Below are 21,328 nucleotides of genomic sequence, written 5' to 3' on the forward strand. Positions count from 1 at the left end.
TGCCGCTCGACAGGCGCGCCTCAGATCCATCCGCGCTCGCGCGCGATCCGCGCCGCCCGGTGACGCGACTCGGCACCCGTCTTCTGCAGCGCGGCCGAGAGGTAGTTCCGCACCGTCCCGCCGGCGAGGTGCAGACGGCCGCTCATCTCGCGCACCGAGAGCCCCTCGCCCGTGAGCCGCAGCACGTCGACCTCGCGCTCCGTGAGCGGGTTGTCGTCCATCATGGCGGCGGCCGAGACCTCCGGATCGATCCAGCGGCGCCCCTCGTGGAGTCGCAGGATGACGCGCACGAGCTCCTCGGCGTCCATCGACTTGAGCATGAAGCCGCGGACGCCGGCCGCGAGGGCCCGCTTGAGCACGCCGGGGCGACCGTGTCGGGTGAGCAGCAGCACGGCCGTCTCGGGCGCCTCGCGGAGGATGCGCTCGGCGGCCTCGACGCCGTCGAGCACGGGCATCTCGAGGTCCATGACGACGACGTCCGGCCGGTGCTCGGCCGCGAGCTCGACGGCGCGGCCGCCGTGCTCCGCCTGGGCGACGACCTCGAGCTCGGGTGCGAGGCCGAGCAGCGAGCCGATCGCCGAGCGCAGCAGCGTCTCGTCGTCGACGAGGAGGACGCGGACCGGCGCGCTCATGCGGGGCGCACCTCGGTCGTGAAGGTGTCGCCCTCGGCGCGGCTCGTGAGGACCCCGCCGGCGGCCTGGACGCGCTCGCCGAGCCGGGCGAGCCCCCGCGGCTCGCGGATCGGGGCGTCGACGCCGTCGTTGACGATCCGCACTCCGCCCGAGGGGAAGTCGATGCGCACATGCGCCGGCTGCGCGTGCCGCAGCAGATTCGTCGTCGTCTCGCGGACGGCGAGACCGAGCAGCGCGTCGAGCGGACCGCCGGTGCGGGGCTCGCCGACGACCTCCAGCTCGATGCCGGCGGCCCGGATCAGCTCGCCCGAGTTCGCGAGCTCGCTCGCGAGGGCGACCTCGCGCTCGCCGTAGGCGAGGGAGCGCGTCTCGGCGATCGTCGACGCGAGCAGCTCCTCCACCTCCGCGAGGGTCGCGGCGGCGCGCGCCGGGTCGGCATCCACGAGTCGCCGGGCGAGCTGGAGGTCGAGACGCGCGACGTGGAGGGCCTGGCCCTGGATGTCGTGGAGGTCTGCGGCGAAGCGGTAGCGCTCCTGCATGACGGCGAGCTCGGCCGCCTGGAGGCGGGCCCGGTCGAGCTCGAGGGAGAGCCCCCAGCCGTAGTGGGTGAAGCGGATGAGCGTGACGGCGACCCCGTAGCCCACCGCGACGGCGACCGCGATGAGCACCGCCATGCCCGGACCCTCGAGCAGGGCGACCGGGATCGTCGGGAGCAGCAGGAGCACACCGCCCGCCGCCGTCCAGCCCCAGCCGGCGAGGGGTCCCGCCGCCGTCACGACCGCGATCGTGATGGCCGGGAGCGCGACCGCGATCGTCGGCGCGCTCATGATCACGACGGTCCACCAGAGGCCGAGCCCCGTGGCGACGGCGAGCGCCGTGAGCCACCAGGGGCCGCCGCGCTCCCAGTACCAGGAGTGCCAGGTCGTGATCGCGCCGACGCCGACGGCGACTGCGGCGAGGACGCGGTCCTGCGGGACGATGCCGACCGCGACCGTCGCCGTGCAGAAGGCCATCGCGCCCACGAGCGACCAGGTCGTGTAGCTGCGCATGGTGCGCAGCGGCCGCCCGCCGGCGTCTCGGGGGTGCGGCTGGCGGGTCACACGGTCACGCTAGCAAGGCGGCCCCGCCCCGTCGCCGCCGTCGTGCGAGGAGGTGACGGATGTCATGCCCGGCATGTGGCGCACGGGCACTACCGGGGGCCGCCGCCCCCGTCGAGGCTGGGTCCATGACCACGACGACCGCCCCCATCCCCGCCAGCCGGCACGCGAACGCCACCGCGACCGAGGTCGTGCTCGAGGCCCGCGAGCTGCGCTACGCCTACGGGTCGACCCTCGCGGTCACCGGCCTCGACCTCGAGGTGCGCCGCGGCGAGCTGTACGCGCTGCTCGGCACGAACGGCGCCGGCAAGACCACGACGCTCGAGATCCTCGAGGGGCACCGCGCGCCGACCTCCGGTCGCGTCCGCGTCCTCGGGGCCGACCCCCGGGACCGGGCCGGCATCCGCCCGCGCATCGGCATGATGCTGCAGGACTCCGGCCTCGCCCCCGACCTCACCGCCCGCGAGGCGCTCGCGCTCGCCGGCGCCGTCTCGGGCCGCCAGGACGACCCCCGGCGCCTGCTCGCGCTCGTCGAGCTCGGTCACCGGGCCGGCACCCGCACCGCGCAGCTCTCGGGCGGCGAGCGCCGCCGCCTCGACTTCGCGATGGCCGCCTGGGGCGGCCCCGAGCTGCTGTTCCTCGACGAGCCGACGACCGGCCTCGATCCCTCCGCGCGCGACGCGCTCTGGGGCGTCGTCGCGCGGCTCCGCGAGGAGGGCGCGACGATCCTCCTCACGACCCACTACCTCGAGGAGGCGGAGGCGAACGCCGACCGCATCGGCCTGATGGATGCCGGCGCGCTCGTCCGCGAGGGCACGCTCGCCGAGCTCGCCGACGGCGCGAGCGAGATCCGCTTCCGCGCCGAGGGCGGCGCCGAGCTGCCGCTCCCGGACGCCGGCGTCGAGCACGGCACCGTCGTCATCCGCACGACCGAGCCGCAGCGCGACCTCGGGATCCTCCTCGCGTGGGCGTCGCGCGAGGGCCGGCGCCTGGAGCACCTCGCCGTGCGCGAGCGCGGCCTCGGCGAGGTGTTCCGCGAGCTCTCGCGCTGAGCCGGCCCCGCATCCCCGACCACGTCATCCCCCCGGAAGGACCGAAGACCATGAACGCCATCGCCGCCTCCGAGCTCCGCATGCTCGTCCGCAACCGCCTCGTCGCCGTGAGCGCACTGCTCGTGCCGCTCGGCTTCGGCGCGCTCCTCCTCGCCATGCCCGGCGCCTACGGCGGGGGAGGGCTGCTCGCCGGGCTGCAGGTCATGGTCATGGCCGGCATGGGCCTCTACGTCACGGTCGCGACCGTGCTCGCGGGGCGGCGGCAGAGCCTCCACCTCAAGCGCCTGCGCTCCGGCGCCGTGAGCGACCGCGCCATCATCGCCGGCATCGTGGCCCCCGTCGTCGGCGTCAACATCGTCGCGATCGGCATCATCCTCGCGGCGGCCGCCGTCCGCGGCGGCCCCGAGAACTGGGCGGTCGTCGTGCTCGGCGCCCTCGTCACCCAGGCGATGTTCCTCGGGCTCTCGCTCGCCACCGCGGGCGTCACGAACTCGCCGGAGCACGCCCAGTACACGACCCTGCCGGTGTTCCTCGCGACGACGGGCGTCGCCATCTGGTCGACCTTCGCGACCGAGGGGCGCGCCGAGATCATCACGACGATCCTCCCGGGCGGGGCCGCGATGCAGCTCGTGCAGCTCGGCTGGGACGGCGGCGACCTCGCCCGGCTCCCGCTCCTCCTCGCGGTCTCGCTCGCCTGGGCCGCGCTCGGCGCGCTCGTCGCGAAGCGCCTGTTCCGCTGGGATGCGCGCCGGTGACCGCGGGCGGCCCAGGGGACTGAGAACCGCCATCATTCCCGACTAGGCCGCCCGGCTTCCCTCGGCTCATCGCCCTCCGTACCCTGGAGGGCGATGAGCCACGACCATGCGCACCACGTCGGCGGCGACCGCCGACGGCTCGCGATCGCCTTCGCGATCACCGCGAGCGTGCTCGTCGTGCAGGCCGTCGGCGGTGTGCTCACCGGCTCGCTCGCGCTCCTCGCCGACGCCGGCCACATGGCGAGCGACGCGATCGCCCTCGCCGTCGCCCTCGTCGCGAGCATCGTCGCGGCGCGCCCCGCGACCTCCCGGCACACCTTCGGATTCCAGCGCGTCGAGGTGCTCGCGGCGCTCGTCAACGGCCTCCTCCTCGCCGGTGTCGCCGTCTCGGTCGGCTCGGAGGGCATCCGGCGTCTCCTGGAGCCCGGCGACGGCGAGGTGCTCGCGGCGCCCATGCTCCTCGTCGCGGGTGCCGGCCTCCTCGCGAACGTGATCGCCCTCCTCGTCCTCCGTGGCGGGGACCGCGGATCGCTCAACCTCCGGGGCGCCTACCTCGAGGTCCTCGGCGACCTGCTCGGCTCGATCGCGGCGATCGCCGCGGGGCTCGTGATCCTCACGACGGGCTTCATGCCCGCCGACGCGATCGCATCCCTCGTGATCGCCGGCCTCATCCTGCCGCGCGCGATGCTGCTGCTCCGCGACGTCGTCCGGGTGCTCACGGAGTCGGCACCGCACGACACGGACGTCGAGCAGATCCGCGAGCACCTCGAGGGCGCCGACGGCGTCGTCGCCGTCCACGACGTGCACGTGTGGGCGATCACCTCGGGCAATCCGGTCTTCACGGCGCACGTCGTCGTCGAGCCGGGCATCTTCGAGCGGGGCGAGGCGAGCGAGCTGCTCGACCGCCTCGGCGGCTGCCTGCGCGGCCATTTCGACGTCGAGCACTCGACCTTCCAGCTCGAGCCCGCCGGGCATGCGGAACGCGAGGAGCACGCCCATCGCTAGCGCCGCGCCCCGCAGGCCCGCGTCCTCGGTCGTCGAGGACTACCTCAAGGCGGTCTACACGCACCAGGAGTGGCGCGGGACCCCGGTGTCCTCCTCGCAGCTCGCGACGCGCCTCGGTCTCGCACCCTCGACGGTCACCGAGATGGTGAAGAAGCTCGTCGCGATGGAGCTCGTGCGGCACGCGCCGTACGGCGCCATCACGCTGACGCCCGAGGGAGAGCGGGAGGCGCTCCGCATCCTGCGCCGCCACCGTCTCGTCGAGACCTGGCTCGTGGAGCGCTGCGGCTACGGGTGGGACGAGGTCGACGACGAGGCCGAGATCCTCGAGCACGCCATGAGCGACCGGCTCCTCGAGGAGCTCGCGGAGCAGCTCGGGCAGCCGGCACGCGATCCCCACGGCGACCCGATCCCGAGCCGCGACGGCGTCATCGTCCGGCCGGACGGCATCCTCCTCGCGGACGCGGCCCGCGGCTACCGCGGGCGGATCGTGCGGATCGACGACGCCGACGCGGACGTGCTGCGGCGTCTCGCCGCGGCGGGCGCCGGGCTGGACTCGGTCGTCGTCGCGGGGCAGCTCGACGCCCAGGTCGAGGGCGCCGTGTGGATCGCACCGCCCTCGGCACGGTAGGATATTTCGGTCGGCCGAAATCGTCGTGGGCGTCGCCGACGATCCCCAGCCCGCTCGCCTCGAGGAGCCGCATGACCGACACCGCGCGACGCCGTCGGCGACCCTCCGCCGCGCCGCTCGCCGGCCTCCTCGGCCCCGCGGTCGTCGCGGGCGTCGCCTACCTCGACCCCGGCAACGTCGCGAGCAACATGAGCGCCGGCGCCGAGTACGGCTACCTGCTCGTCTGGGTCGTCGTCGCCGGCAACGGCATGGCGTGGCTCATCCAGTACCTGTCCGCAAAGCTCGGCATCGCGACCGGCGAGAGCCTGCCGCAGGTGCTCGGCCGCCGCATCCGCCGGCGCGGGGCGCGCATCCTGTACTGGATGCAGGCGGAGCTCGTCGCGATGGCGACCGACGTCGCCGAGGTGCTCGGCGGCGCGATCGCGCTCAACCTCCTCTTCGACGTGCCGCTGCTCCTCGGCGGCGTCATCACGGGCGCCGTCTCGATGGGCCTCCTCGTCGTCCAGCAGCGCCGCGGCCCTCGACCCTTCGAGCGGCTCGTCGCCGGGATGGTGCTCGTCATCGCGATCGGCTTCTGCGCGGGCATCGTCGTCGGCCCGCCGGATGCGGGCCAGACGCTCGGGGGGCTGGTCCCGCGCTTCGCGGATGCCGGCTCCGTGCTGCTGGCCGCCTCCATCCTCGGTGCGACGGTCATGCCGCACGCGATCTACGCGCACTCGGCGCTCACCCGCGACCGCTTCGGGCGGGTCGAGCAGCACGAGCGGCCCGCGATCCTCCGCGCCACCCGCATCGACGTCACGATCGCGCTCGCCGTCGCGGGCACCGTCAACGTCGTGATCCTGCTCGTCGCGGCCGCGACGCTGCAGGGGGTCGAGGGCACCGACACGCTCGAGGGGGCGCACGCGGCGATCGGCTCCGCGCTCGGGCCCGTCGTCGCGACCCTGTTCGCGGTCGGCCTGCTCGCCTCCGGGCTCGCCTCCACGAGCGTCGGCGCCTATGCGGGCGCGGAGATCATGCAGGGGCTGCTGCGCGTGCGCGTGCCGCTGCTCGTCCGGCGCCTCGTGACGCTCGCGCCCGCGCTGGCGATCCTCGCGCTCGGCGTCGACCCGACGCTCGCCCTCGTGCTCAGCCAGGTGGTGCTGAGCTTCGGCATCCCCTTCGCGCTCGTGCCGCTCGTGCGGCTCACGAGCCGCGGCGAGCTGATGGGGGATGCGGTCAGCCGATGGTGGACGACGGCGCTCGCGATCGTGTTCGCGGGGCTCCTCATCGCGCTCAACGCGACGCTGCTCGTGCTGCTCGCCACCGGCGCGTAGCCGGCATCCCCTCGCGCGCACGTCTCGCCGGTCGAGGAGCGCCGCCCTCGCGCCAATCGCCCGCGAGCACGCTCACGGTCGGGTGCTGCGCCGATTCGCGGAGATCCGGCGCGATCTGCGCCCGGACGACATCGTTCGGCGGGATCCTCCGAGGATCGGGACGGCTCCGCCGGTCGAGGGGCGCCGTCAGAGGCGATGCGGCTCGAGGAGCGCGCTCCCCGCGACGAGCGGGTGCGAGGTCAGTCGCGCTTCGTGTCGTCGAGCACGTTCGGGTCGAGTGCGAGGTCGAGCTCGGGCGTCGGCTGGTCGCGCCCCTCGCGGCGGGCCTTCCGGGCCTTGAGCACCGACTGCACGTAGTGGAACGCGGTCGGGATGACGGCGAGGCAGACGGCGGCGAGCAGGATGACGTCGATGTACTCGGTCACGAAGTCCGCGACGGGCTCGAAGTAGCCGAGGACGAAGCCGCCGAAGGTGAGGCCCGCGCCCCAGATGACGGCGCCGATCGCGTTGTAGAGCGAGTAGCGCCGGTAGTCCATGTGGGCGACGCCCGCGGCGATCGGGGCGAAGGTGCGCACGACGGGCACGAAGCGCGCCAGGACGATCGCGAGCGGGCCGAAGCGGAGGAAGAACGTGTTCGTGCGCTCGACGTTCTCGCGGCTGAAGAGTCCGCTCTCCTTGCGCTCGAAGATCCGCGGACCCACCTTGTGGCCGATGAGATAGCCGACCTCCCCGCCGATGAAGGCGGAGGCCGCGATCGAGATGCACACGATCCAGATGGGGATCTGGATGCCGGTGCCCGACGCGGTCATGGTGCCGGTGAAGGTGAGGAGCCCCGTGATGACGAGGAGCGTGTCGCCGGGAAGGATGAAGCCCACGAGCAGCGCGGTCTCCGCGAAGACGATGAGGCAGACCGTGAGGAGGGCCCAGGGGCCTGCGGCGACGATGATCCCGTGCGGGTCGAGCCAGGGGATGAGCGCAGAGGGGGCGATCGGGGACAGCGTGGGCTCCTGTCGTCGGCCGCGCGCTGGCGCGATCGGCGGGGTCGTGAGGTCGATACAGCGTACCCTCGGCGGCTGTCAGGGGGATGTATGGTCAGCCCCCGGATCGGCGGGGTGCCGACCGGATGCCGCAGGGCGCACCCCCTCCCGAGCCTCGCAGCCATGGAGAAGACGACCTCGGCCGCGCACCCGGTCTCGATCCGCCCTGCGTGGGGCCTCGGCGCGGCGCTCGGCGCGCTCGCCCTCGTGCGCCCGCTCGCCTCGATCCTCGGCCCGGGCGTCGAGGCGGCGCATCCCGCCCTCGCGATCGGGCTCACGATCGCGATCTCGGCAGCCTGGATCCTCGTCGTCGGTCTCGGCTGCGGCGTGCTCGCCTGGGCGCTGCGGGCCCTCCGGGGGCGGCCGCGGCCGTAGCCTGCCGCCGCGTCCTCGCGCGGCCGCCACGGATCGAGGCTGGCCCCGGATCACGCGCTCGGAGCAGAATGTCCTCCGGGAGCGCCGGCATCCGTCGTCCTCCTGTATCCCGACGGAACAGGAGGCGCCCATGCGCTACATGATCATCATCTCGACCGACGACGACGCCCGCCGCCAGTGGGACGCCGACCCCGCGGTCTTCGAGGACGCCCACCGCGCCGTGTTCGCGGAGCTCGAGGCCTCGGGCGAGCTCGTCGACGGCAACGAGCTCGATCCGGACGACACGACCGTGATCGGCACCTGGCGGGGCATCCGCATCTCGAGCCGCGGCCCCTTCACGGAGGGGACGGAGGTCCTCGGCGGCTACTACATCGTCGACGTCGCCGATCGCGAGCGTGCCGTCGAGATCGCCGGGAAGCTCGCCGAGACCCGCTTCTCGCCGGTGGAGATCCGGCGGCTGATGCACTGACCGCGGCGGCGCCGGGCGCCGAACCGGGTGGGGTGTCCTCGCGGGGGCACCGCATCCGTCGTCCTCATATCCACCGAGCGAAGGAGCGACCATGCAGTACCTGCTGTTCATCATCGGCGACCCGGCGGCGCCGGCGTACGTGCCCGAGGAGGACAACATCGAGGAGTGGGTGCAGGAGGTCGACCGCCGTGGCATCGGGCGCGTCGGCGACCGCCTGCGCCCGCCCGCCGACGCGACCACCGTGACGGTGCGCGATGGCCGCACGATCCTCACCGCCGGGCCCTTCGCGGAGACCGCGGAGTGGATCGCCGGCTTCGACCTCATCGACGTCGACAGCCTCGACGAGGCCGTGGAGATCGCCGCGAAGCATCCGATGGCCCGGTTCGGGCGCGTCGAGGTCCGGCCGACCTGGCCCTTCGAGGAGACGGCGGAGCGATGACGAGCGGCCGCGAGGAGGTCGAGGCGGGTGCGCTGCTCGCCTCGACCCTCGCGGCCGAGCGCCTGCGCATCGTCGCGACGCTCATCCGCCGCACGGGGGACTGGGAGCTCGCGGAGGACGCCGTGCAGGAGGCCGCCGCGCGCGCCCTGACCGCCTGGCCCAGGCTCGGGATGCCGGAGAACCCGGGCGCCTGGCTCACCACCGCGGCCCGCAACGCCGCCGTCGACGCGCTGCGGCGCGCGGCGAGCGAGCGCACCACGGCGGGCCGCGCGGCCGTCGAGTCGCTCGTCGACCTCGAGGAGGACCGCGCGCGGGCGCTCGGGGCGTCCGATCCGCCGTCGGCGCCGCCCGGGCTCGACGACGATCGGCTGCGACTGATCTTCACCTGCTGCCACCCCGCGCTGCCGCTCGAGGCGCGCATCGCGCTGACGCTGCGGACCGTCGTCGGCTTCGAGGTCGGCGAGATCGCCCGGGCCTTCCTCGTCGCGGAGCCCGCGATGCAGAAGCGGCTCGTCCGGGCGCGCGCCCGCATCCGCGACGCCGGCATCCCGTACCGCGTGCCGCGGGAGCACCAGCTGGCCGAGCGGACCGAGGCGGTGCTCGCGGTGCTCTACCTGCTGTTCACCGAGGGCTACTCGGGCGGCGAGGAGCTCGTGCGCGTGCCCCTCGCGGCCGAGGCGATCCGCTCGACCGAGCTGCTCGCGGCGCTCCTCGCCGAGACCCCGCAGGCACCCGAGGTGCTCGGCCTGCTCGCGCTCATGCGCTTCCAGCACTCGCGCGCCGCCGCGCGGCTCGATGCGGCGGGGGATCTCGTGCTGCTCGAGGATCAGGACCGCGAGCGCTGGGACGCGGCGCTCATCGGCACCGGGGTCGCGGCGCTCGCCGCCTCCGAGGCCGCGCGTCGGCGGCTCGGCGCCCCGGCGGGCCCGTACCGGCTCCAGGCCGAGATCGCGAGCGTGCACGCGACGGCGCCCTCGGCATCCTCGACCGATCACGCGCGGATCGCGGCGCTCTATGCCCGCCTCGCCCGCGTCCAGCCCTCGCCCGTCGTCGAGCTCAACCGCGCGGTCGCGGTCGCGCTCGCCGAGGGGCCGGAGGCGGGCCTCGTGATCCTCGACGCACTCGACGGCGAGCGGATCGAGCGGCACCACCTGCTCCACGCGGCGCGCGCCGACCTGCTCCGACGCGCTGGGCGCCCGGCCGAGGCGCTGCCGCACTACCGGCGCGCACTCGAGCTCGCGCCCTCGGAGCCCGAGCGGCGCTTCCTCGAGCGTCGGATCCGGACGCTCTCCTAGGCCGGGACCACCCGGTATCGTGCGGCGACGGCACCCGAGGCGTGCTCCTCGCGGCCGAGCGGCTCCAGGCGAATGCGCTCCTCGAGCCCCGAGAGGAGCGTCGGCCCGTGCCCGGCGATGACCGGGTGCACGAGGAGCTCGATCTCGTCGACGAGGCCGAGCCTCGCGAGCGCGCAGGGGAGCGTCACGCCGCCGACCCAGAGGCCCTCGCCCGACTCCGCCTTGAGGCGCTCGACGGCCGGGCCGAGCTCGCCGCGGAGGAGCTCGGCGCCGTTCCAGTCGACCGACTCGAGGGTGCTCGAGACGACGTGCTTGCGCGCGCCGTCCATCGCCTCCGCGAACGGGAGATGCCAGTCCTCCACCCAGTCGGGCCAGTCGCCCGAAGCCGGCTTCCGCCAGGCGGACTCCATCATCTGATAGGTCACCCGGCCGAGGATCAGAGCATCGGCCTGCGCGATCTGGTCCGCCCAGAACCGCATCGTCTCCGCGTCGGGCTCGAGGCCGGCATCGTGGTGGACGCAGCCGTCGAGCGTCGCGTTGATCGAGTAGCGAAGAGGTCTCATGGCGCGCCGCCCTCCGGATCCGGTCCGCGTCGTCGCGGATGCCGTGCGGAAGGCGGGACTCGAACCCGGTTCTGCCGTCCGTGCTGTCAGCGTAGCTGGTGCTGTGGTCCGTACTTGCGGGCTGTTTGAGCGAAAGCGAGCGCACTCAGCACGCTTCGGTTGCGGACGGTTGCGGGGGACCTGTGGGGTTCGTCAGCTACCCCATGACCGGACCGGGAGGCGGGCCGCCGACTGCGAATGGATACAGCCACTGTCTGCTCGAATCTCCGTCAATCTGAAGCTGAACGGAGTAGTTGGCGCCGAACGGCACGGGAAGTCCGTTGCCGAACTCGAAGACCATCTGTACGCGCGAACCGATGTGATCGCGCGAGGAAGCGGGTATCAGTCCCGAGGGGCGCTCCGCCGTGACGACCTGTGCGATACGCAGCGGCTGTAGCCCGGTTGGGCCGGGCAGGCTTACGAGCGCTCCAGAAGCGTCTCGAAAGGCGACCTCGACAGGGAACTCAGCCGGGCAAAGGTTCGACGGTATCCAGATCTCAACCCAAACAGTGAACCGCGACGTCAGGCCCTGTTGGGGCTCGAAGCCGAGCATCGCAACGCCGGCTCCAATCACATTCGTCTTGCCGACCGCGTCGACCGCCGCAAAGTCGCTCAGGACGATAGTGGCCGAAGCGGCCTCAGCGATCTCGCTCACAGGGCGGGTGCGCTCTGGGGAATGGGGCGGACAGCGGGTCTTCCGCCCGCCTGTGCTCTCGCCGACTTCCAGGACAGTCGCCAAGGCTGGCTTCCCGGAACGGAGTCGGAGTGAAATCCGGCCGCAAGCACCGCTCCGCCTTCGAGGGTCTCAACAAGGCTGCTCACCGGGTCCTCGAGAAGAAATTCCAGCCCTTCTCTGCTCAGCCCCTGCACTTCGGCGAGCGACGAGCCAGCGGCGCTGAATCCGGGTACGTCGGCCGAGTCAGCCCACCAGGCGGTGCCGTCACGATGGTAAGTGACAGTGATTGTGCTCATTGCTTGCCTTTCCTAGAGCAATCTAAGTGCCTCTGCCTCGGAGAAACCGATGTCCGAGACGAGAATCTTCCGCACTAGTCGAGGAGGGATCTCCGCTGAATCATGAAACGCGAACAGGAGATCGGGTCTTCCCTCGCATGACATGACGCGGTGCGACCCCTTCTGTCGCTTCACGCTATAGCCGATCTTCTTGACCATTCGGAGCATCTCTGCTCCGGTCTTCGCTGGGAACGCCGCCACTACGAGCCGGGCTCAACAACGATGACCATGACCCGAATGGTACGACCCCGGCACCCGCGGCGGCTACCCTCCGTTCGAGCGTCACGCGTCGAGCGATGTGGCGACTAAAGTCAGCACCGCTCTAGAACAGACCGATCGTGAAGGGCTGCTCAGCGTCGACCTCGCGCCGTTCGACGCGAAGAGCGTCGCGAAAAGGATGGCCACCGCAGCCACGCGTTGCTCCGTGGTGTCGGATTCATTCGACGTCTTCCCAGGAGCAACGAGGAGGCGTAGCTTACGGGCCAAGACCGAGCACAACTCAGTGTCTCGGCGTCAGAATGGAGACAGGAATGGCGAAGAAGGCACCCTGGCACTCGATCAAGCAGACCGTCCATCACAACAACACGGAATGCAACACCGGGAACAACATCGAGCGCGAGAACCTCCGCGACGGCGACGGAGGAAAGCCGCTCTGTGCGGAGTGCGCACGACTGTAGTCAACCGGGCGCCCGGGCGGGCAACCAGTCCGTCCGGGCGTTCACCGGCTCCACTTCGAGCCGACTCACACGTGGCAGGTGATGCGGAAGCACCCTGGGGTGCCGCGGTTCGGCAGGTACGTGTCTCCGATCGTCGCGGCCGTGCTCGGCGCAGCGGCCGTAATCGCGGCCGCGATAACCCCGTTCTCCGCGTTGCACGGTCCGGCGCTGTTGCTGACGTTCCCGTTGTGGCAGAACAGGGTCAGACGCAACCTCACCGCGTTCACTGCTCTGATCGAACGCGGACTAGACGAAGCGGAGAAGGTCCTGTAGTTACTCGGATCCTTGGCCACTCTTGTCGGAATCGTGCGCCTGGGACCTGGCTCGCCGCGCACGGTTGTGGGGGATCTGTGGGGTGTCGGCGCATTCTGACGCAGAAAAAGGCCGAGATCCCCGGACAAAGCAAGGATCCCGGCCGTGCGGAAGGCGGGACTCGAACCCGCACGCCTCTCGGCACAGGAACCTAAATCCTGCGCGTCTGCCAGTTTCGCCACTCCCGCGGGTGCATCGCGAGTCTAGAGCGCTGGCGGAAGGATGGGCTCGTGCCCTTCCTCCCCGCCGTCCGCCGTCGCGTGCTGCGCCCCGAGCCCGCCGATCTCGAGGGCGTGCTGCGCTTCCTGCGCGCCCGCGCCATCCCCGGCGTCGAGGATGCGGGGGAGCGGCACTACGCGCGCTCGCTCCGGGCGCGCCACGGGCTGGCGGTCGCGCGGCTCGAGCTCGACGCCGAGCGGACCGCGATCGGGCTCGAGCTGCACCTCGAGGACGCGCGCGACGAGGCGGAGGTCGCCCGGCGGATGCTCGGCCTCCTCGACCTCGACGCGCCGGCCGCCGAGATCGATGCCGCGCTCGGCGCCCATCCGCTCCTCGCACCGCGGGTGCGCGCGACGCCCGGCATCCGCATCCCCGGCGCCGTCGACGGCCCCGAGATCGCGGCGCGCGCGATCGTCGGACAGCAGATCTCGGTGGTCGCGGCGCTCGGGCACCTGACCGAGCTCGCGGTCGCGGGGGATGCCCTGCCCGAGCCGGTGGGCGGGATCGACCGGCTCTTCCCGACCCCCGCGCAGCTCGCGGAGGGCGGCGCCGAGCTGTTGCGCGGGCCGGCCGCGCGCCGCGCGACGCTGCGCGCGACGAGCGCCGCGCTCGCCGAGGGCGCCATCGTGCTCGACCGCGACGCCGGTGACCGCGATGCCGAGGAGATCCGGGCGCAGCTGCTCGCACTGCGCGGGATCGGCCCGTGGACGGCCGACTACATCGGCCTGCGCGCCCTGGGTCGGCGCGATGTGATGATGTCGGGCGATGTGGCCCTGCGACTCGGCCTGCGCCGCCTCGGCGTCGAGGACGCGACGCTGCTGGAGTTCGCGGAGCCCTTCCGCCCGTGGCGCTCGCATCTCGCGCTGCACCTCTGGGCTGCGGCAGCACCGCCGAACGGCTGAGCGGCCGATCCGCGTCGCCAGGCGGCACGGTCGGCGCGCTCAGCCGTTCTCGGGACGGCGCCCTCCGGTGTCGGCGGCGCGAGGCGGCGCGAGGCGGCACGCGGGCTCCTCGGCCTCGATCGCGAGCCGGGTGCTCGTGCTGCGACAATATGACAGCGCTATCACCGCGCGTGCGATCCCCGCGCGGGACACACGGTCACGCGTCGACGGCGCGTGGCGCGCAGCGAGAGGAGCCGAGCCGATGTCCGAACGGCCGCGCGCCACCCTGCAGGACGTCGCCGGGGAGGCCTCCGTCAGCCTCAAGACCGCCTCGCGCGCCGTCAACAACGAGCCCCACGTGAGCCAGGCGACGAGGGACCGCGTCCTCGCCGCCGCGCGCCGCCTCGGCTTCCAGCTCAACACCGGCGCCAGCCTCCTCGCGCGCGGCCTCACCTCGAACAGCGTCGGCCTCGTCACGGGCGACCTCGCGAACCCCTTCTACGCGGCCCTCGCGAAGGGCATCGAGAGCGAGCTGCGCACCCGCGGGATGCAGGTCACCCTCGCGAGCTCCGACGAGTCGCCCGAGATCGAGACCGCGCTCGTCGGGGAGCTCGCCCGACGCCAGGTGCGCGCCGTCATCGTCGTCTCGACCCTCGACGACCACGGCGAGTACGCCTCCCTGCTCGACCGCGGCATCCCGCTCGTCTTCGTCGACCGCCCCGCGAGCGGCATCGAGGCCGACTCGGTCGTGATCGACGACGCGGCGGGCGGTCGGCTCGCCGCCGAGCACCTGCTCGCGGCCGGCCACCGGCGGATCGCGTTCCTCGGCGACTACGACCGCCTCCCCACCTTCCGCGGCCGCCTCGCCGGATTCCGCGGCGCGCTGGAGGCGGCGGGCGTCTCCGCCCCCGAGCTCGAGCGCGCGGGCGCCCACGACCCCGAGACGGCGGCCGCGCGCACGCGCGAGCTGCTCGCGCTCGACGCCCGCCCCACCGCGATCTTCGCGAGCAACAACCGGGCCACCATCGGCGCGCTCGCGGCCCTCGGGCCCCGCCGCGACGGCCCCGCGCTCGTCGGCTTCGACGACTTCGAGCTCGCCGCGTATGCCGGCATCACGGTCGTGCGACACGACCCCGTCGCGATGGGCCGGCAGGCCGCCCTCCTCGCGCTCGGCCGCCTCGAGGCGCCCGATGCCCCGGCGCAGCGACTGGTCCTCCCCGTCGAGCTCATCGCCCGCGGCTCGGGCGAGCGGCCGCCCGGCTGAGCACGCGTCGTATAGGATCGGGGCGAAACACAGTCGAGCTCCGAGAGGTGGTGGGGTCATGCCCGGTCATAGTCGCCGCGCCGTCTCGCTCGACCCCCGCGCCTCCGCGCGCGTCGTCTCGGCCTGACGGCTCACCGCGTCTCTGTCGGACCGTCCCCTCTTCCGCTCGGCGCTCGCCGACGTCCGCCGCCGCGCCCACGCGCGCCACCACGGGAGAGCACCATGCGCACCGAGCCCGCACGCACCTCGTCGAGCCTCGACATGCCCAAAGGCGCCCGGGTCCGACGCTCGCGCAAGGACTCGAGGGGCGGCGGCGACCGCTTCGGGCGCGGGACGGAGGCCATCGCCCGCGCCATGGGCACGCCCTGGTTCCTCATCGGGCTCACGCTGTTCTGCGCCCTCTGGATCTTCTACAACACCCTGCCGGACGTCGTCCGCTTCGACTCGAGCGCGAACGGCTTCACGGCGCTGACCCTCATCCTGTCGCTCCAGGCCTCCTACGCCGCGCCCCTCATCCTGCTCGCGCAGAACCGGCAGGACGACCGGGATCGCGTGCAGATCGAGCAGGACCGCGTGCGCGCCGAGCGCAACCTCGCCGACACCGAGTACCTGGCCCGCGAGGTCGTCGCGCTCCGACTCGCGATGAAGGAGATCGCCTCGACCGACCTCGTCACGGCCGAGTTCCGGGCGCTGCGCGAGGAGGTCGAGCAGCTCCGGGGAGAGCTCGCGGAGGCGCGCGGGGAGCGCACGCCGTCGTAGCGCGCCGGGGGCGGCGCGTCAGTCCTTCTTGAGCCGCTTCTTCGCGGCGCGTTCGCTGAGGACCGAGACGTAGTCGCGCACGGGCTGCTTCGCGAGCGCGTCGACCTCCTCGGCGACGATGCGCTCCACCTCGGCCGAGTCCGCCTCCGGGAACTTCTTCTCGAGGTTGGCGGTGACCTGGGCGACGACCTGATCGCGGTCGAACTCTGTAGCCATGTCCGCATCATGACAGGTGTCGGTGAACACGAGCCTGTGGACAATCTGCACGGCAGGTTGCGCGCTCGCGGCATCCTCGTGCCGTGACCACCGCACTCCTCCACATCACCGAGCAGGTCCGGAGCCGCATCCGGCGCGAGGGCGTGGATCTGGGGGCGGATGCGGATCGCGCGGCCCGCCTCGTGCGGGAGGAGCTGCGCCGCTACAGCGAGCGCGCCCTCGGCGGCACCCTGCCGCTCATCGCCGACGAGCGGGCCGTCGAGCGGCAGGCGGTCGCCGCGCTCACCGGCTACGGGCCGCTGCAGGCGGTCCTCGACGACCCGGAGGTCGAGGAGCTCTGGATCAACGCGCCCGACCGCATCTTCGCGGCCCGCGCCGGCCGCTCGGAGCGGCTCGCCATCGAGCTCTCGCCCGGCCAGGTGCGCGAGCTCGCGGAGCGGATGCTCCACACGACCGGCCGACGCGTCGATCTCAGCTCGCCCTTCGTCGACGCCTCGCTGCCGGACGGATCCCGCCTCCACGTCGTGATCCCCGACATCACGCGCGAGCACTGGACCCTCAACATCCGCAAGTTCCACCGCTCGATCCGCTCGCTCGCGCGTCTCGTCGAGCTCGGCTCGGTGAGCCCCGTCGCGGCCGAGTTCCTCCGGATGTGCGTGCTGAGCGGGCAGAGCATCCTCGTGAGCGGCGCGACCCAGAGCGGCAAGACGACGCTCCTCGGGGCGCTGCTCGCCGAATCCCCGGAATCGGACCGCATCGTCACGGTCGAGGAGACCTTCGAGCTCGACCTCCCCGCGGCGGACGTCGCGGCGATGCAGTGCCGGCAGCCGAGCCTCGAGGGCACCGGGGAGGTCACGCTGCGGCGGCTCATCAAGGAGGCGCTGCGGATGCGGCCCGATCGGCTGGTCGTCGGGGAGGTGCGGGAGGCGGAGGCGCTCGACCTCCTCATCGCGCTCAACAGCGGCCTGCCCGGCATGTGCTCGATCCACGCGAACAGCGCGCGCGACGCCCTCGTGAAGCTCTCGACGCTGCCGCTGCTCGCCGGGCGCAACATCGACGCCGCCTTCGTCGTGCCGACGGTCGCCTCCACCATCGATCTCGTCGTGCACTGCGAGCTGGAGCCGGACGGGCGGCGGCGCGTCGTCGAGATCGCCGCGCCGACCGGGGCGTCGGGGGAGGGCGTGGTCGAGGCGGCCATGCTCTTCGCGCGGCGCGACGGCGTGCTGCTGCCGACGGGCGAGGCCCCGCCCCGTCTCTCCCGCTTCCGCCGGGCCGGGCTCGATCCGATGCCGCTCACCTCGGGCGGCGCCGCGTGGTGAGCGCCGGGCTCGGCCTCGTGCTCGGCGTCGGGGTGCTGCTCTGCGCGAGCCCGCTGCTCTGGCCGGGCGACTCCGGCGCCTCCCGCCTCCTCTCGCGGCTGGAGCGGGGGATGCGGGACCGCCTCGCGCAGGCCGGCCTCGCCCGGGTGCGGCTCGGGGTGCTCGCGATCGTCTGCCTGCTCGCCGGTGCCAGCGCGGCGGTGCTCGCCGCCGCGCTGCTCCCGATCGGCATGCTCGCGCTGCTCGCGGGCGCCGGTGCCGCCTTCCTCCCCATCGCGGCCATCTCGTGGCGGGCGGCGGCGCGGCGCCGGGCTGCGAGCCTCGTCTGGCCGGATGTCGTCGACCACCTCGTCTCGGCGCTGCGATCGGGGATGACGCTGTCGGAGGCGCTCGCCGCGCTCGGCGACACCGGCCCCGCGGTCGCGCGCGAGCCCTTCCGGGAGTTCGCCCGCGAGGTGCAGCGAACCGGCGATATCGGCCTCGCCTTCGACGGGGTGAAGGCGCGGCTCGCGGATCCGGTCGCCGACCGCATCGTCGAGGCCCTCCGGATGGCTCGGGAGGTGGGCGGTGCGGAGCTGACCGGCGTGCTCCGGGCGCTCGCCGCATCCCTCCGCGAGGAGGCGGCGCTCCGCGCCGAGGTCGAGGCGCGCCAGTCGTGGGTCCGCAACGCCGCGCGGCTCGGGGTCGCGGCCCCGTGGGTCGTGCTGCTGCTCCTCGCGAGCCGGCCGGAGGCGGCGCGCCTACGAGTCGCCCGCCGGGACCGCGCTGCTCGCGATCGGACTCGTCGTCTCGGTCGTCGCGTACCGCCTCATGATCGCGCTCGGCCGTCTCCCCGCGGAACGGCGGTGGTTCGCGTGAGCGCCGCGATCGCGGCCGGCGTCCCGCTCGGCGCGCTGCTCGGGCTGGGCCTGTGGTCGCTGCTCTCGCTCGTGCCGCGGCTGAGCCGCCCGAGGCTCGTCGACCGGGTGGCGCCGCAGGTCGCCGACCTCTCCGCGGAGGCGCGCGAGCTCGTGCAGCGCCTTCCCGCCGACCCGACGCCGCTGCTCGGGGCCGTCCTCGCGCCGCTGCTCCGCCTCGGGCGCGTGCTCCTCGACCGGCTCCTCGGCGGGCGGGAGGGGATCGAGCGGCGGCTCCGCCAGGCGGGCGCCGAATCCGGCGCGGAGCGGCTGCGATCCCGCCAGCTCCTCTCCGGTGCCGCGGGTGCGGCGGCGGGCACGCTGCTGGGCGCCGTCGCGCTCCGCTCCGGCGCGGCGGGCGGCTCGCCGCTCCTCGCGCTCGGGGCGATGCTCGTGGGCGCGGGGATCGGGGTCATGATCCCCGAGCAGCTGCTGGCACGCCGCGCGAGGCAGCGTCTCCACCGGATCGGCGCCGAGTTCCCGACCGTCCTCGAGCTGCTGACGCTCGCGCTCGCGGCCGGTGAGAGCCTCTCCGATGCGGTCCGTCGCGTCGCCCGCACCGGCAGCGGCGAGCTCGCGCTGGAGCTCCGCCGGGTCGTCGCCGACGCGAACGCGGGGCTGCCGCTCGCGACCGCGCTGGAGCAGATGTCGGACGCGATCCGTCTGCCGGAGCTGCAGCGCCTCGTCGACCAGCTCCTCATCGCGCTCGAGCGCGGCACCCCGCTCGTCGAGGTCCTCCGCGCCCAGGCCCAGGACTCCCGCGACGACGCGAAGCGCCGCCTCCTCGAGGCGGCGGGCCGCAAGGAGGTCGTCATGCTCGTGCCGCTCGTGTTCCTCATCCTGCCGGTGACGGTCGCCTTCGCGATCTTCCCCGGGATCCTCGTGCTGGAGCTGGGGTTCTGATGCACCGCGAGCCCACGCGGTCGAGGTCGCCGCGGTGGAGTCGACCTCCCATCGGGTTCGCCTCGGATGCCATGCTGACCCGATGAACGCGTCCCAGCGACCTCTGCTCGCGTCCGCCGGCATGGCGGCCCTCGGCCTGCTGGTCATCGCATCCTTCGTCGTGGTGATCGTGCTGGTCAGCAGTTTCGACGGCGGTCCCGCCAGACCCATCGCGGCGGTCCTCGGCGCGCTGTGCGGGGTGCCGGCGCTCGCGGTCGCCGCGCTCGGGCTCTTCGGCCGACGCACGCACACGTCGGGCCAGTCGGTCGACGACCCGGCTTCGCGATGGCGGTGGCTCGCCGTCGGCGTCGCCATCGGCGCCCTCGTCGCGAGCGGCGCATGGTTCGTGATCATCTCGGATTCGCACACCGTCATCTCGGTGTCCTGACCGCGGTGCCGCCGGGCCCCGAACCTCCGCACCCCCTGAACACGGGCGAGCATCCCTCGTCACCGCGACGTACGATGCTCCCGATGTGCGCGCGGCGGGGGGGGCCGCGCGGGATCGGGGGGATCTCATGCGGAACATCCGTCGAATCGGCGCCATCTCGGTGGCGGCCGCCGTCGCCATCGTCGGAGCGGTCGCCGCGCCGGCCTCGGCGCAGGGCGGGGCGAGCGGAGCCGTCTCGGCCCGCATGATCGGCGCGAGCGCCTCGGCCGCCGCATCCGACCCCGGCTTCCTCGAGCTCGTCTGGGAGCGCGAGCTCACGCGCCACAAGATCATCACCGGCTCGCCGGGGGTCGCGACCCTCGACAGCCGCGGGCCCTCGGTCATCGTGGGCACCGAGGACGGGGTCGCGATCGCGTATCACGTCGCCGACGGCAGCACGGTGCCGGGGTGGCCGTACCGCACCGGCGGCACCGGCATCACCTCGACGCCGTCGACCTGGGGCTCCGGGTCGAAGGCGCGGGTCTTCTTCGGCGTCGGCCACGCCGCGGCGCCCAGCAAGGGCGGCTACCTCGCCCTGTCGGCGAAGGGCGGCAAGGCCTGGTACCGCCAGGTCTCGCTCCTGCCGAACGGCGCCGGCGGCCGCCGCGGCGTCATGTCGTCGCTCGCGGTCGGCAACCTCTACAGCGGCGCCGACGTCGTGGGCGGCTCGATGGGGCAGATGCAGCTCGCCATGGGCGTGCGCACGGGCAAGACCATCCCCGGCTTCCCCTGGCTCCAGGCCGACACCAACTTCTCGACCCCCGCGGTGGCCCGCATCTTCTCGTCGAAGCGCGACTACATCATCGAGGGCGGCGACTCGACGGCCGGCCGGGCCTACGCCCAGACCTACCGCAACGGCGGGCACATCCGGATCCTGCGTCCGACCGGGCACAAGGGCAAGAAGAACCCCAACGAGGGCCTCATCTGCCAGCTGAACACCGACCAGGTCGTGCAGTCCTCGCCGGCGGTGGGCCGCTTCCTCGCGAACGAGGGGATGGGCGTCGTCGTCGGGACGGGCACGTACTACAAGCGCGCGTCGACGACGAACCGCATCATCGCCATGGACACGAAGTGCCGGAAGCGGTGGACCGCGAAGCTCGACGCCGACACCCGCACGAGCCCGGCGCTCGCCGATGTGCAGGGTGACGGCCGGCTCGATGTCGTCGTCACGAGCAGCCGGAGCACGGTGTCGGCGCTCAACGGCGCCAACGGCCACACCATCTGGAAGCGCAAGCTCGACGCCGGCACGCTCGGCAGCGTCAGCACCTTCCAGGCGCCCGGCGCCTCGTTCCAGTACGTGCTCTCCGCCAACAAGTCGGGCCTGACCGTCCTCGACGGGCGCGACGGCTCGATCGTGACGCGCATCGGCGGGATCTCGCTCATGAACACCGCGACCGTGACGGCAGACCCGGACGGCTCGATCGGGATCACGGTGGCCGGCACGAAGACGGTGAAGGGCAAGGTGAACGGCTACGTGAAGCACTACCGCGTCGTCGGGAGCTCCGGTGTCGAGACCGTGCAGACCCCGGGCGCGTGGCCGATGTTCCACCACGACCCGCAGCTGACCGGCTTCTCCGAGCAGCGCCTGCCGTGAGGGCCTGGTCCTGACAGCGCGGTCCTGACAGCCCGGCCCTGACGTGAGCGCCCGCCGCGGCGTAGCGTTCGGG

General features: G+C 73.3%; 24 protein-coding genes and 1 tRNA gene. 17 read left to right on the forward strand and 8 right to left on the reverse strand.

Annotated elements, in window-relative coordinates; translation table 11 throughout:
- Window positions 1-20 precede the first annotated feature (20 nt).
- Both OF852_RS00920 and OF852_RS00925 read right to left on the reverse strand, forming a co-directional pair.
- Window positions 21-632 (reverse strand): response regulator transcription factor, encoded by a 612-nt coding sequence (locus OF852_RS00920; protein WP_271119940.1) that lies wholly within the window; start codon window positions 630-632, stop codon window positions 21-23.
- Entirely contained in the window at window positions 629-1,732 is a 1,104-nt protein-coding gene (locus OF852_RS00925; protein ID WP_271119941.1) for a sensor histidine kinase, read from the reverse strand. The genes OF852_RS00920 and OF852_RS00925 overlap by 4 nt, the downstream gene beginning before the upstream one ends.
- Window positions 1,733-1,857: 125 nt before the next feature.
- Here OF852_RS00925 and OF852_RS00930 point away from each other — a divergent pair, with 125 nt between their 5' ends.
- The 5 genes from OF852_RS00930 to OF852_RS00950 all read left to right on the forward strand — a co-directional run bounded on the left by OF852_RS00930 (window position 1,858) and on the right by OF852_RS00950 (window position 6,482).
- On the forward strand, window positions 1,858-2,781 hold the full coding sequence (locus OF852_RS00930; protein ID WP_271119942.1) for an ABC transporter ATP-binding protein: 924 nt from the start codon (window positions 1,858-1,860) through the stop codon (window positions 2,779-2,781).
- A gap of 50 nt (window positions 2,782-2,831) precedes the next feature.
- On the forward strand, window positions 2,832-3,536 hold the full coding sequence (locus OF852_RS00935) for an ABC transporter permease (RefSeq protein ID WP_271119943.1): 705 nt from the start codon (window positions 2,832-2,834) through the stop codon (window positions 3,534-3,536).
- A 93-nt stretch (window positions 3,537-3,629) separates the two neighbouring features.
- Window positions 3,630-4,541, forward strand: a complete 912-nt coding sequence (locus OF852_RS00940) for a cation diffusion facilitator family transporter (RefSeq protein WP_271119944.1) — start codon at window positions 3,630-3,632, stop codon at window positions 4,539-4,541.
- On the forward strand, window positions 4,510-5,169 hold the full coding sequence (locus tag OF852_RS00945; RefSeq protein ID WP_271119945.1) for a metal-dependent transcriptional regulator: 660 nt from the start codon (window positions 4,510-4,512) through the stop codon (window positions 5,167-5,169). The genes OF852_RS00940 and OF852_RS00945 overlap by 32 nt, the downstream gene beginning before the upstream one ends.
- A 71-nt stretch (window positions 5,170-5,240) precedes the next feature.
- Entirely contained in the window at window positions 5,241-6,482 is a 1,242-nt protein-coding gene (locus OF852_RS00950; protein ID WP_271119946.1) for an Nramp family divalent metal transporter, read from the forward strand.
- Between the two features lie 239 nt (window positions 6,483-6,721).
- Here the strand turns inward: OF852_RS00950 and OF852_RS00955 are convergent, their stop codons facing one another.
- Window positions 6,722-7,471, reverse strand: a complete 750-nt coding sequence (locus tag OF852_RS00955) for a DedA family protein (RefSeq protein ID WP_271121086.1) — start codon at window positions 7,469-7,471, stop codon at window positions 6,722-6,724.
- 171 nt (window positions 7,472-7,642) lie between these two features.
- Here OF852_RS00955 and OF852_RS00960 point away from each other — a divergent pair, with 171 nt between their 5' ends.
- The 4 genes from OF852_RS00960 (at window position 7,643) to OF852_RS00975 (ending at window position 10,097) form a co-directional block, all read left to right on the forward strand.
- Window positions 7,643-7,894, forward strand: a complete 252-nt coding sequence (locus OF852_RS00960; RefSeq protein ID WP_271119947.1) for a hypothetical protein — start codon at window positions 7,643-7,645, stop codon at window positions 7,892-7,894.
- 130 nt (window positions 7,895-8,024) lie between these two features.
- Complete coding sequence (locus OF852_RS00965) at window positions 8,025-8,363, forward strand: YciI family protein (RefSeq protein ID WP_271119948.1); 339 nt, start codon at window positions 8,025-8,027, stop codon at window positions 8,361-8,363.
- Window positions 8,364-8,454: 91 nt separating this feature from the next.
- The gene (locus OF852_RS00970; RefSeq protein ID WP_271119949.1) at window positions 8,455-8,802 is read left to right on the forward strand and encodes a YciI family protein; all 348 of its coding nucleotides are present in this window, start codon (window positions 8,455-8,457) and stop codon (window positions 8,800-8,802) included.
- Entirely contained in the window at window positions 8,799-10,097 is a 1,299-nt protein-coding gene (locus OF852_RS00975; RefSeq protein ID WP_271119950.1) for an RNA polymerase sigma factor, read from the forward strand. Before OF852_RS00970 ends, OF852_RS00975 begins: the two co-directional genes overlap by 4 nt.
- Here the strand turns inward: OF852_RS00975 and OF852_RS00980 are convergent.
- The 3 genes from OF852_RS00980 to OF852_RS14010 form a co-directional block, all read right to left on the reverse strand.
- The gene (locus OF852_RS00980; protein ID WP_271119951.1) at window positions 10,094-10,660 is read right to left on the reverse strand and encodes a dihydrofolate reductase family protein; all 567 of its coding nucleotides are present in this window, start codon (window positions 10,658-10,660) and stop codon (window positions 10,094-10,096) included. The genes OF852_RS00975 and OF852_RS00980 overlap by 4 nt on opposite strands.
- A 196-nt stretch (window positions 10,661-10,856) precedes the next feature.
- Window positions 10,857-11,354, reverse strand: a complete 498-nt coding sequence (locus OF852_RS00985) for a hypothetical protein (RefSeq protein WP_271119952.1) — start codon at window positions 11,352-11,354, stop codon at window positions 10,857-10,859.
- Window positions 11,355-11,683: 329 nt separating this feature from the next.
- On the reverse strand, window positions 11,684-11,878 hold the full coding sequence (locus OF852_RS14010; protein ID WP_442908652.1) for a type II toxin-antitoxin system HicA family toxin: 195 nt from the start codon (window positions 11,876-11,878) through the stop codon (window positions 11,684-11,686).
- Window positions 11,879-12,240: 362 nt separating this feature from the next.
- On the opposite strand from OF852_RS14010, the gene OF852_RS00990 reads away from it, so the two are divergent.
- Window positions 12,241-12,387 (forward strand): hypothetical protein, encoded by a 147-nt coding sequence (locus tag OF852_RS00990; RefSeq protein WP_271119953.1) that lies wholly within the window; start codon window positions 12,241-12,243, stop codon window positions 12,385-12,387.
- Window positions 12,388-12,844: 457 nt separating this feature from the next.
- Here the strand turns inward: OF852_RS00990 and OF852_RS00995 are convergent.
- Window positions 12,845-12,926 (reverse strand) — tRNA-Leu (locus tag OF852_RS00995).
- A 42-nt stretch (window positions 12,927-12,968) separates the two neighbouring features.
- On the opposite strand from OF852_RS00995, the gene OF852_RS01000 reads away from it, so the two are divergent.
- The 3 genes from OF852_RS01000 to OF852_RS01010 all read left to right on the forward strand — a co-directional run bounded on the left by OF852_RS01000 (window position 12,969) and on the right by OF852_RS01010 (window position 15,861).
- On the forward strand, window positions 12,969-13,859 hold the full coding sequence (locus OF852_RS01000; RefSeq protein ID WP_271119954.1) for an AlkA N-terminal domain-containing protein: 891 nt from the start codon (window positions 12,969-12,971) through the stop codon (window positions 13,857-13,859).
- A gap of 241 nt (window positions 13,860-14,100) precedes the next feature.
- Complete coding sequence (locus OF852_RS01005) at window positions 14,101-15,102, forward strand: LacI family DNA-binding transcriptional regulator (protein WP_271119955.1); 1,002 nt, start codon at window positions 14,101-14,103, stop codon at window positions 15,100-15,102.
- A gap of 222 nt (window positions 15,103-15,324) precedes the next feature.
- Window positions 15,325-15,861, forward strand: a complete 537-nt coding sequence (locus OF852_RS01010; RefSeq protein WP_442908637.1) for a DUF1003 domain-containing protein — start codon at window positions 15,325-15,327, stop codon at window positions 15,859-15,861.
- An 18-nt stretch (window positions 15,862-15,879) separates the two neighbouring features.
- On the opposite strand, the gene OF852_RS01015 is transcribed toward OF852_RS01010, so the two are convergent.
- Window positions 15,880-16,077, reverse strand: coding sequence for a three-helix bundle dimerization domain-containing protein (locus tag OF852_RS01015; RefSeq protein ID WP_271119956.1), 198 nt, complete (start codon window positions 16,075-16,077; stop codon window positions 15,880-15,882).
- Between the two features lie 83 nt (window positions 16,078-16,160).
- On the opposite strand from OF852_RS01015, the gene OF852_RS01020 reads away from it, so the two are divergent.
- The 4 genes from OF852_RS01020 (at window position 16,161) to OF852_RS01035 (ending at window position 21,255) form a co-directional block, all read left to right on the forward strand.
- Window positions 16,161-17,396: a CpaF family protein gene (locus OF852_RS01020; protein WP_271119957.1), complete on the forward strand. Its 1,236-nt coding sequence runs from the start codon at window positions 16,161-16,163 to the stop codon at window positions 17,394-17,396.
- Window positions 17,393-19,195 carry a type II secretion system F family protein gene (locus OF852_RS01025; RefSeq protein WP_271119958.1) on the forward strand — a complete coding sequence of 601 codons (1,803 nt, stop codon included), beginning with the start codon at window positions 17,393-17,395 and terminating at the stop codon, window positions 19,193-19,195. The genes OF852_RS01020 and OF852_RS01025 overlap by 4 nt, the downstream gene beginning before the upstream one ends.
- A gap of 121 nt (window positions 19,196-19,316) precedes the next feature.
- The gene (locus tag OF852_RS01030) at window positions 19,317-19,622 is read left to right on the forward strand and encodes a hypothetical protein (protein ID WP_271119959.1); all 306 of its coding nucleotides are present in this window, start codon (window positions 19,317-19,319) and stop codon (window positions 19,620-19,622) included.
- Window positions 19,623-19,749: 127 nt separating this feature from the next.
- Entirely contained in the window at window positions 19,750-21,255 is a 1,506-nt protein-coding gene (locus OF852_RS01035) for an outer membrane protein assembly factor BamB family protein (RefSeq protein WP_271119960.1), read from the forward strand.
- Window positions 21,256-21,328 lie beyond the last annotated feature (73 nt).

The sequence above is a fragment of the Homoserinibacter sp. YIM 151385 genome, assembly GCF_027912415.1.
In the GTDB taxonomy this organism is placed as follows: Bacteria; Actinomycetota; Actinomycetes; order Actinomycetales; family Microbacteriaceae; genus Schumannella.

Coding starts and splice junctions, on each gene's coding strand:
- OF852_RS00920 (WP_271119940.1), bottom strand. CDS start 632: ATGAGCGCGCCGGTCCGCGTCCTCCTCGTCGACGACGAGACGCTGCTG.
- OF852_RS00930 (WP_271119942.1), top strand. CDS start 1,858: ATGACCACGACGACCGCCCCCATCCCCGCCAGCCGGCACGCGAACGCC.
- OF852_RS00935 (WP_271119943.1), top strand. CDS start 2,832: ATGAACGCCATCGCCGCCTCCGAGCTCCGCATGCTCGTCCGCAACCGC.
- OF852_RS00940 (WP_271119944.1), top strand. CDS start 3,630: ATGAGCCACGACCATGCGCACCACGTCGGCGGCGACCGCCGACGGCTC.
- OF852_RS00945 (WP_271119945.1), top strand. CDS start 4,510: ATGCGGAACGCGAGGAGCACGCCCATCGCTAGCGCCGCGCCCCGCAGG.
- OF852_RS00950 (WP_271119946.1), top strand. CDS start 5,241: ATGACCGACACCGCGCGACGCCGTCGGCGACCCTCCGCCGCGCCGCTC.
- OF852_RS00960 (WP_271119947.1), top strand. CDS start 7,643: ATGGAGAAGACGACCTCGGCCGCGCACCCGGTCTCGATCCGCCCTGCG.
- OF852_RS00965 (WP_271119948.1), top strand. CDS start 8,025: ATGCGCTACATGATCATCATCTCGACCGACGACGACGCCCGCCGCCAG.
- OF852_RS00970 (WP_271119949.1), top strand. CDS start 8,455: ATGCAGTACCTGCTGTTCATCATCGGCGACCCGGCGGCGCCGGCGTAC.
- OF852_RS00975 (WP_271119950.1), top strand. CDS start 8,799: ATGACGAGCGGCCGCGAGGAGGTCGAGGCGGGTGCGCTGCTCGCCTCG.
- OF852_RS00980 (WP_271119951.1), bottom strand. CDS start 10,660: ATGAGACCTCTTCGCTACTCGATCAACGCGACGCTCGACGGCTGCGTC.
- OF852_RS14010 (WP_442908652.1), bottom strand. CDS start 11,878: ATGCTCCGAATGGTCAAGAAGATCGGCTATAGCGTGAAGCGACAGAAG.
- OF852_RS00990 (WP_271119953.1), top strand. CDS start 12,241: ATGGCGAAGAAGGCACCCTGGCACTCGATCAAGCAGACCGTCCATCAC.
- OF852_RS01005 (WP_271119955.1), top strand. CDS start 14,101: ATGTCCGAACGGCCGCGCGCCACCCTGCAGGACGTCGCCGGGGAGGCC.
- OF852_RS01010 (WP_442908637.1), top strand. CDS start 15,325: ATGCGCACCGAGCCCGCACGCACCTCGTCGAGCCTCGACATGCCCAAA.
- OF852_RS01015 (WP_271119956.1), bottom strand. CDS start 16,077: ATGGCTACAGAGTTCGACCGCGATCAGGTCGTCGCCCAGGTCACCGCC.
- OF852_RS01030 (WP_271119959.1), top strand. CDS start 19,317: ATGGCGGCCCTCGGCCTGCTGGTCATCGCATCCTTCGTCGTGGTGATC.
- OF852_RS01035 (WP_271119960.1), top strand. CDS start 19,750: ATGCGGAACATCCGTCGAATCGGCGCCATCTCGGTGGCGGCCGCCGTC.